The sequence below is a fragment of the Streptomyces sp. NPDC056948 genome (genome assembly GCF_042674225.1).
Classification (GTDB): domain Bacteria; phylum Actinomycetota; class Actinomycetes; order Streptomycetales; family Streptomycetaceae; genus Streptomyces; species Streptomyces purpurascens.
Map to the genome: position 1 here is coordinate 1 of NZ_JBHUQX010000420.1, position 8,030 is coordinate 8,030.

Consider the following 8,030-nt stretch of genomic DNA (forward strand, 5'->3'; position numbering starts at 1 on the left):
CGGTGAAACGGGCCCAGGCGGCCGTTGTCCGGGACCGTTCCAGGAACCTGCTGCGTTCTGCGGACATGGCGATCGCCGAAGCGCGCCGCCGGGCCGCTAGCGGAGAACCGGTCATCGTGACGGTCGAAGACGTGATCGAGGTGGCGAGCCGACACTACGGACTCTTCGTGGAGCGTGAAGAGGCGGCTGCCGCCCTCCGCCAGCGCTACGAGGCCGCCGACTGCCGGGTGGACTGCATGACCGACGCTTTCGACTGACAGCATCTCAGCGGCGAGGCTCTCCTCATGGATGAAGGGATGCTGCCCCTCGTTGAGGAAAGAGATGGCTCAGATGATTGCTCCCCGGGTCATGATGCGGGTGGCTGCATCGCCTCGCTGATCGCGGAGGCGAGTTCCGGCAGGTCCCAATACACGGAATGGGTCCATAACCCTGCGGTGGCGGCGTGAGGCAGCGCCAGGTCGACCGGTGACGTGCCGTCGGCGAGACGGAAGACACGGGCGGCGGCGAAGGCGAGTACGTCGAGGGGTTGCCAGAGGTTGGTCCAGCGGGCCAGAGAGTTCGGCAGGGTGACCGGTTCGTCGCCGGCGTAGGGGGAAAGTTGGCCCCCACGGGGGTCACAGAGGTGGAAGTACGCGGATTGAGAGCCGAAGGTGAGCAGCGACGAGGTCCACAGCGGTTCCTGCGCGGTGGCCATGTCGACAGCGATCACCCCGCCGAGACTGTGTGCGACCAGCCGTACGGGGCGGCCCGGGGTGCGTCCCAGTTCGGGGTCGACGGCGGCGACTTGCTCCCATACCCGGGCATGGATCTGCTCGCGATGGCGTTGATAGACGAGTACATCGCCGAGGAACCTTGTGGCGCCTGGTCCGAGATGGTGGCGCAAGCTGTGGTTCATCCTGCCGGCGACCGCCTTCATCGCCGCGCCCGCGACGCGGTCCAGCTCCGCGAGCCGACGTCGGATCAGCGAGCGGAGAGTGCCGTCAACGGGTGCCGCGCCACGAAGCCCGGCCCAGGAATCATCCGTCTCCTGCGTGTAGGTGACCGCGCGGGCGATAGCCCTTCCGGTCTCGTGGAGAAGTGACGGGTCATCAGAACGTGACAGCCACTGGGTCGCCGGCCATTCCTCGGCGAGCGCCGCAAGTATCTGGTCGGCGTCCGGACGGTCGCCGCCGTCACGCAGTTCGCTGTTCTGCGATGAGTCCAAGCCGTGGCGGATCGCGTCCCGCAGGGGCGTCGGCAGGTCTCCTGGCGCGGGCTCTACCGCTTCGCCGAGCAGGGCGGCCAGCAGCGGTTCGGGCGGTGCGTCAGCCGTGGTCTCGGGTGTATCGCGCAGCCCGGCGGAGCGGGAAGGGAGTGCAAGGTCGATGAAACGGTCATCCGCGCCGAGGTCACCCCAGTAGAGGGGTACCAGGGTTGTCCCCGCGGCAGCCTGGAGGGCCGCCACGGTAGTGATGAATGCCTGTGGGTCACGGTTGCCGACGCCGTGGATGACGAAGACCGGCTCGTCCATGCCTCTCCTGTCCGGGGGTGTGTCCGTGGTTTCTAACGTATGTCGGCACACGCCGCGGGACTGCCGTACACGGCGTACGCGAGCCACGTGGGATCCCCGCTCTGGTCGCGGATCGCTCGCCGCGCATTCAGGGATGCCTGCCCCAGACTCTGGCCCTCGGCGACCAGGCACTCGTAGAACGAATCGGCGAAGAGCAGCGCGGAGTCGGACCGTACCGGCCACAACGTGCCGACGAACGCCCCTGCGCCCGCCTGCAGAAACTGCGGCGCCCAGCCCAGGCCGGTCGAAAACCAGTCGATCTGGCCGGCGCTGCGACAGGCGTTGAAGAAGACCAGCGGGTGAGTGTTACGCAGGGCTCCGGAGTGGGTGGCGTAAGCGAGATCGATCGGATCGAACGGGCCATCCGCCATCGTGACGTGAGAACCGGCACTCGTGAACGAGTTGTGGCAGGCGAAGTGCAGCAACCCGTCGAGCCCCTCGACCATGAGGTCGCTCACGGCGGCGCCGTGGGTCAGGGTCCCTCCGTTGGACACCGCGTCACCCAGTCTGGCCCGAAGCGCCACCACCTCACGCTCTGCTTCGGGCGGCGAGCCGGGCGGCACCACAAAAGCAGCGCGAGACAGGGAAAGTTCGCGTACCCGGTCCTGCCCGAAGACCCGGCGCACCACGGGAAGCCACTCAGCGAGGAATCCGTCGCCCTCCCTCTGGCCGTCCAGGGGATAAAGCAGCTCCCAGGGCACGACATCGTGCTCACCGAGCACGGTCAGAGCGGTGACGTGCCCGACCTCCTCCCAGAACTGCTGACGCACGGCATCGGGCACCGCCGTGGCCCACAACTGCACACCGAGGTTGATCAGCCGCCGCCGGGCCTGGCGATGATCTCTGCCTCCGCCCTGCCCGGCCGCGGCTGCCGTACGCCGAAGCTCGTCGTAGATCCGTTCCCTCGCACCGTGGGAATCGCCCGCGACGAGGCGGAAGGACTCGGGAGCGTAGGTGGTTTCACTGAGGAGCTGGAAACTGTAGACACCGTCCGCGCCCTTGAGAACCTGCAAGGTCACCTCCCCGGGATCGAACGCGAGCGTGGTGAGCGGTGCGGTGCGCGGCGGGCCGTCCCTGGCCGGTGTGTCGGGTTGTACGGAGACCTGGGAGTGCAGTTCGCCGAGGAAAGTGCCTCTGTGGAAGGCCCGTACGGTAACGGTGTGCAGTCCGGGTGTCATGGTGCGCAGGCCGAATTGCAGCCAGTGCGAGTCCCGGCCGGGAGGAACGGTCAGCTCTTGCTGCAGGTCTCCCAGGGCCACCAGGCCGGGCGCGTGCACGGTGATCAGAAGTTGCGCTCCCTCTTCCGGGATGCGAAAGCTCCGAAGTGCCACGCCTGGACCACCAGTTCCCCGGGTGACACGCACGTGCAGGGGCACCTCCCGCCCGGGAGGCGCCTGCTCGACCAACTCCGCTTCCAGGAGCCTCGGCTCCCGGCCGAACGCATCACCGCCGCTGTGCTGCGGCCTGTGAGGGCCGCTACTCCCAGGGCGAAGCGGCCTCGTGGTGCCCTCGGTTCTCACCGCACCGGGGCGCCCGACCGCGCGGACCGTCTTGGTCGACCGCGTCGCCAGGGTCATCTCGTCCGCCTCCGCGACCTCTGCCTTCAGTCGCACAGTGCCGGAAAACGCATCGAGGACGTCCACCACCCTGGCGAGCAGTCTCGTGGTCTCGTCGTTCCCCAACGCGCCGGCGAGCCGAACCGCACGGCCCAGTTTGGCCGTTGCCCCCTCGTTGTCACCCGCCCTGCGGGCATCGAGGCCCTCCTGAATGGCCTCAGCCAGTTCCACCTGTCCCGTGTAGTGGGCGACCAGCGGATTGATCGAGGCGACCGCCGCCATGTCGTCGGTCCACACCGCGCGGACCAGGCCATGGCCGAGGGCATGAACCCTGTCGCCGTCCCGCGCGACCAGCGAGACGCGGGCAGCGAGCATCTCCTGGCCGATGCCCGCCTTTGGGACGCGGACGCAGATGTGGTAGTCGCGGGACTCATCACCCCAGGAGCCCGTCGGATAGTCCTCGGCGCGCGGTCCAGCCGAGGCACTCCGGTCGGTCAACTCCTCGACGGCGGGTGCGACCTGCTTCACGAACGAGGTCTCGACGCCCACGGGAGTCCACAGGCGCAGCGCGACGTCGGCGACCCTCTTGCCCATCGCCTTCTCCACCAACTGCGTGAAGTCGTCCACCAGACCGGCCGGGTCGGCCACGATGTCCGCGGTCCCCAGCAGCGCCGAGGCGATGCCTGTGACCTCCTTCACCTCCCAGTCCGTACCCACCCCGCGCACGTCGCAGGTGAAACGGCCTGAGCAGGCGGCCAGCGTGGCTTGGAGATCCTCTGGCAGCTCATGGTCGTTCCGTCCGTCGGTGAGCAGGATCGCGTGCCGGATCCCCACGTCCGCGGAGTGCAGCAGCCGGTCGGCGAGCCGTAACCAGGTACTGATCGCGGTGCCACCGCCCGCGGAGATATTGCGCAGCGCCTGTTTCGCCTCTGCCCGGGAGCGGGCGTCGGCGACGGCGAGGTTGCCACCAGCCGGATAGACCTCCGTGGCCTGGTGCGTACCGCTTACGACTGCGAAGTGCACGCCGTCGCGCAACGCGTCGATCGCGGCGGCCGTCGCCTCCATGACTTCGCGCATCTTGGTCGGCGGATAGTCCATCGACCCGGAACAGTCGACCAGGACCACCACCGCCGCGCCTTGGCCCGAGCCCGACGCGGTGCCGTCCAGGTGCGGTTCGGTCACGGAACGGCCGATGCCGCCGCCGGTCGCCGTGACCGTGACGATGGCGTTGACCTCCCGGCCGCCCTCCGGCAGGTGCTCATTCTGGGAGACCTCGACACTGAACTGCGGCGCAGCGGATTTCAAGAAGTTGGCCATGGATTCCACTCCCCCTCGGACGTCCCGCGGCAGTTGGGCGAGATCTCCTCGCTGCCGTGATTGTGCGTCTCTGCCAATCGGCAGTCGTGTCCCTTGCTGATGTGGCGCGCAATCCAGGCACTTTGAGCTCCAGGACCATACTGCCCCCGGCGGCTCATCCGGGGGCAGCCTGCCATACCCTCACGTTGTCGTGGACGCCCCCATCCAGCGGCAACCAACCGCAACTCTGCTACCCGCGCTCGGAGTTGAGTCCCGTCCCACGAACCAATCAGCCCATGGGTCAGCGCCCGATCGACTGCCTCACCAGCCGATACTGCCGTCGGTTAGGGGAATCGGGCGGCTCCTCGCGTGCGGCACCCGGTCAGCCGGCCTGAGCTCGTTCGGCGTGGGCCTCGGTATGAGCGAGGCGGTAGAACTCGGTGCCGTCTGCAGTACACGGGCCGCAGCACCGCATTGCCGCAGGCCGAGCACTCACCCCCGGTGACGGACCACCCGTGGGTGGGCTGGACGTTCTCCGCCGGGTGGGGCAGGGCGGCCGCGAGACGCTGGACGTCACCCTCGTTCGGCCGGAGCCGGTCGCCAAGGTCGGCGGAGACGTCGCCCAGGACAGCGCCGGCCGCTGGCGGCACTCTGCCCGATGGCCCCGACCCCCACGTCGGCCGACGTCCCGCACCGGACCGGCAGGGCGACCTGGCGAAGCCTGCGGAGCGGGCCCTCCGCGCGGCAGGTTGCGCGGAGGGCCACTGTGCCAGCGCTACTGCTCCCGGGGGCCCTGACCGTCACATGTCGACGAGCTCCCTGGGCGGGCTGTCACGGCGCCATCTCGTACGCCCCGGACAGTGCCTCCACACGCTCCCAGACGCGCCCCGAACGCTCTTCGTCGACGACGGGACGCCGGACGGCATCGAGCGCCCAGCGCTGCTGATCCGCAGTGGCGGAGTCTTTGCCGTGCAGCTCGATGGCGAAGGCGGAGAAGTCGCGGACGAGGACGGAGAACAGCTCGTCGAGCACATCCTCGTCAAGATCCGTCAGGCGGGCCTGCTCCAGGATCAGCTGGCCGTGCACCACCAGCGCGAACAGCTGGCCGACGGCGAGCAGAAGATCGAGGTCGCGGCTCTGCTCCTCGTCGGGGGCTGCGGTGGTGACGAACTCGCACAGGGCGTCGGCCTGCTCCCGGAAGCGGGCGACGTTCGGGACGCCGGCGTATGCGTCGTAGGCAGGGCGCCAATCGTGGAAGCGCACGGAGCCCAGGCCACGGGCCGGTCCCTGCTCGAAGAGGAACGTGTCGTCGGCCGCGTCGAGGCGGGTCGGCACGGGCGCGAACTCGGCCGGGTTCAGGAGGTGGTTGCGCATGAACTTGAGGATCAGCGCGAGGTTGACGTGGACCGTGCCTTCGAGCTTGGGCAGTCCCCGGATCTCGACGGCTGCCTGTGCGAAGTAGGTGTCCTTCTCGAAGCCCTTGGCGGCGATCACGTCCCACATCAGGTCGATGACCTTCTCGCCCTCCGTGGTCACCTTCATCTTCGTCATCGGGTTGAAGAGCAGGTAGCGGCGGTCGTCCGGCGAGGCGGAGCGGAAGTAGTCGACGGCGCGGTCGCTGAAGAGCTTCATGCCGACGAGGCGCACGTACGCGTCGGCCAGCTCACGGCGCACGTGCGGGAAGGCGGTGACGGGGCGGCCGTACAGGATGCGAGTGTGCGCGTGGGTGACCGCCTCGTACATCGCGTGCTCGCAGATGCCGATCGAGGCGGTGCAGAGGTTGAACTTCCCGACGTTGACGGTGTTGAGGGCGGCGTCGAACGCGGCGCGGCCCGTGTGAAGGACGGCGTCCGGTCCCACCGGGTAGTTCTCGAGGCGGAACTCGCTGACGTACTTCGAGGAGTCGACGACGTTCCTCACGAGGTGATACGCCGGGTGGCGGCTGTCGGCGGCGAAGAAGACGTAGCCGTCCGGGCCCTCGATGTCGGTGCGTCGGCCGAAGACCGAGACGAGCCCGGCCGCATTGCCGTTGCCGATGTAGTACTTGGAACCCTCCGCCGTGAAGCCGCCGTTGCCGTCCGGCGTCAGCAGCATGTCGGTGGAGTAGATGTCGGCGCCATGGGTCTTCTCGGAGAGGCCGAAGGCGAACACCTCGCCCTGGGTGAGGAGTTCCGCCGCGCGGGTTCGAGCCGCCGCGTTGTCGCTCTGCCAGACCGGTCCGAGACCGAGGATGGTCACCTGCCAGGCGTACCAGTAGTCGAGACCGTAGAACCCGAAAATCTCGTTGAGGGCGGCGATCCGGGCGGTGTCCCAGCGCTGGTCCTTGTCGCCGGCGGCGGACGCCGGGGTGAGGAAGGTGGCGAACAGCCCTTCCTTGGCTGCGAACGCGAGGAAGTCGGCCAGCCAGGCGCGGGAACGGTAGTCCTCGATGAGCCTGCGCTTGCCGCGGTCCTCGAACCAGTCGACGGTGGCACGCAGCAACCTGCGGGTCTCGGGGTCGAACTGTGCCGGGTCGTACGTACGGGGGTTGAAGAGGAGGGGGTCGGCCATGAAGGTCCGCCTTCCGAGGGTTGAGGGTGGAGGGTGCGGGTCTGAAGGTCGCGGGGCGCGGGCGGAGGTGGCCGGCAGGTCAGGCGTGCGGGTGTGACGTACTGAGTCGGCGGAGGGTGGCGAGTACGTCGTCGAGCCAGGCGATCGTCATCCGCTCGTACGCGATGCCGCCACGCAGCACGACATGCTGCAGCTCCTGACCGGCGTCGAGCGGGGTGGGGGCCTCCGGGCCGGTGAAGTCGCGCAGCTCCCCGGCCACGTAGTGCGCGAGCCGGTCGCTGTGCACCTGGCGGTGCCGTTCGACCTCACGGATCAGCACGGGCGGGTCGTCGAAGGCCGCGCCGCGGATCTTCACGGCGAGTTCGTGCCGGATGTTCTCGGGTTGGATCGGTTCGTGCAGCCACTGAGAGAGGGCGGCGCGGCCGGGGCCTACGACGGAGTACTCCTTCTTGTCCGGTCGGCTCTGCTGCGACAGCTCGCGGACGGCGAGCAGGCCCTCGCTCTCCATGCGCTTGAGAACGCGGTAGATCTGCTGGTGCGTGGCGGTCCAGAAGTATCCGATGGACCGCTCGAACCGCCGGGCCAGCTCATAGCCGGAGCCCGGCTTCTCCAGCAGGGAGACGAGGATCGCGTGCTCGAGCGCCATGAGTCGATCCTCGTATGCAACTCGTTGCATAGCCAAGTGGCGCTGCCCAGGTGAGACAGGGCTCACGTGGGACGGCAGTGGACGGCCCGTTCACCGCGCCCGCGTGGATCGGCCTTCCCCCGACCGCCTGCCCGGTAGGTCCGGTTGCCCACCACCACGCTGACGGCGCACGCCGCTTCGCCCTCTCCCATCCGGCCGACCTGTGGCATGCAGAGGTTCCCTCCCGCGCCATCCGGCGGGTCTTCGGCGCCGGGCCCACGCTGGCCAGGTCCCGCCGTAACCGGCGAGGTCTCTCGGCACGGTCGTCATCCCGGCCCCGCTGGCGCGGCCGTTTCGCTCGACTCGGCTGAGGGCCGCCGGGGGCCATCTCCATCCGGAACGTTCCGGATGTCTCCTTCCCGCCGGTGCACGGGCTCGCCCGGTGCGCGGGCAC

4 protein-coding genes and 2 pseudogenes are annotated in these 8,030 nt (G+C 68.8%); 1 reads left to right on the forward strand and 5 read right to left on the reverse strand.

All coding sequences use genetic code 11. The features are described from left to right. A pseudogene (locus tag ACFTZL_RS36730) lies at window positions 1-257 on the forward strand (hypothetical protein); the annotation flags it as partial. Between the two features lie 89 nt (window positions 258-346). Here ACFTZL_RS36730 and ACFTZL_RS36735 read toward each other — a convergent pair. The 5 genes and pseudogenes from ACFTZL_RS36735 to ACFTZL_RS36755 all read right to left on the reverse strand — a co-directional run bounded on the left by ACFTZL_RS36735 (window position 347) and on the right by ACFTZL_RS36755 (window position 7,597). Beyond that, window positions 347-1,510, reverse strand: a complete 1,164-nt coding sequence (locus tag ACFTZL_RS36735; protein WP_382592275.1) for a hypothetical protein — start codon at window positions 1,508-1,510, stop codon at window positions 347-349. Between the two features lie 32 nt (window positions 1,511-1,542). Continuing rightward, a complete protein-coding gene (locus ACFTZL_RS36740) occupies window positions 1,543-2,727 on the reverse strand; it encodes a CHAT domain-containing protein (RefSeq protein ID WP_382592284.1) in 1,185 nt (394 codons plus the stop codon). Between the two features lie 363 nt (window positions 2,728-3,090). Next, window positions 3,091-4,422 (reverse strand): annotated as a pseudogene (locus ACFTZL_RS36745) (VWA domain-containing protein); the annotation flags it as partial. Between the two features lie 810 nt (window positions 4,423-5,232). Then, window positions 5,233-6,951 carry an acyl-CoA dehydrogenase family protein gene (locus tag ACFTZL_RS36750; RefSeq protein ID WP_382592278.1) on the reverse strand — a complete coding sequence of 573 codons (1,719 nt, stop codon included), beginning with the start codon at window positions 6,949-6,951 and terminating at the stop codon, window positions 5,233-5,235. 79 nt (window positions 6,952-7,030) lie between these two features. Continuing rightward, the gene (locus tag ACFTZL_RS36755; protein WP_382592281.1) at window positions 7,031-7,597 is read right to left on the reverse strand and encodes a PadR family transcriptional regulator; all 567 of its coding nucleotides are present in this window, start codon (window positions 7,595-7,597) and stop codon (window positions 7,031-7,033) included. Window positions 7,598-8,030: the final 433 nt, after the last annotated feature.

Excerpts from the sequence above, each read along its gene's own strand:
- ACFTZL_RS36735 (WP_382592275.1), bottom strand. The coding sequence starts at position 1,510 with ATGGACGAGCCGGTCTTCGTCATCCACGGCGTCGGCAACCGTGACCCA.
- ACFTZL_RS36755 (WP_382592281.1), bottom strand. The coding sequence starts at position 7,597 with ATGGCGCTCGAGCACGCGATCCTCGTCTCCCTGCTGGAGAAGCCGGGC.
- ACFTZL_RS36750 (WP_382592278.1), bottom strand. The coding sequence starts at position 6,951 with ATGGCCGACCCCCTCCTCTTCAACCCCCGTACGTACGACCCGGCACAG.
- ACFTZL_RS36740 (WP_382592284.1), bottom strand. The coding sequence starts at position 2,727 with ATGACACCCGGACTGCACACCGTTACCGTACGGGCCTTCCACAGAGGC.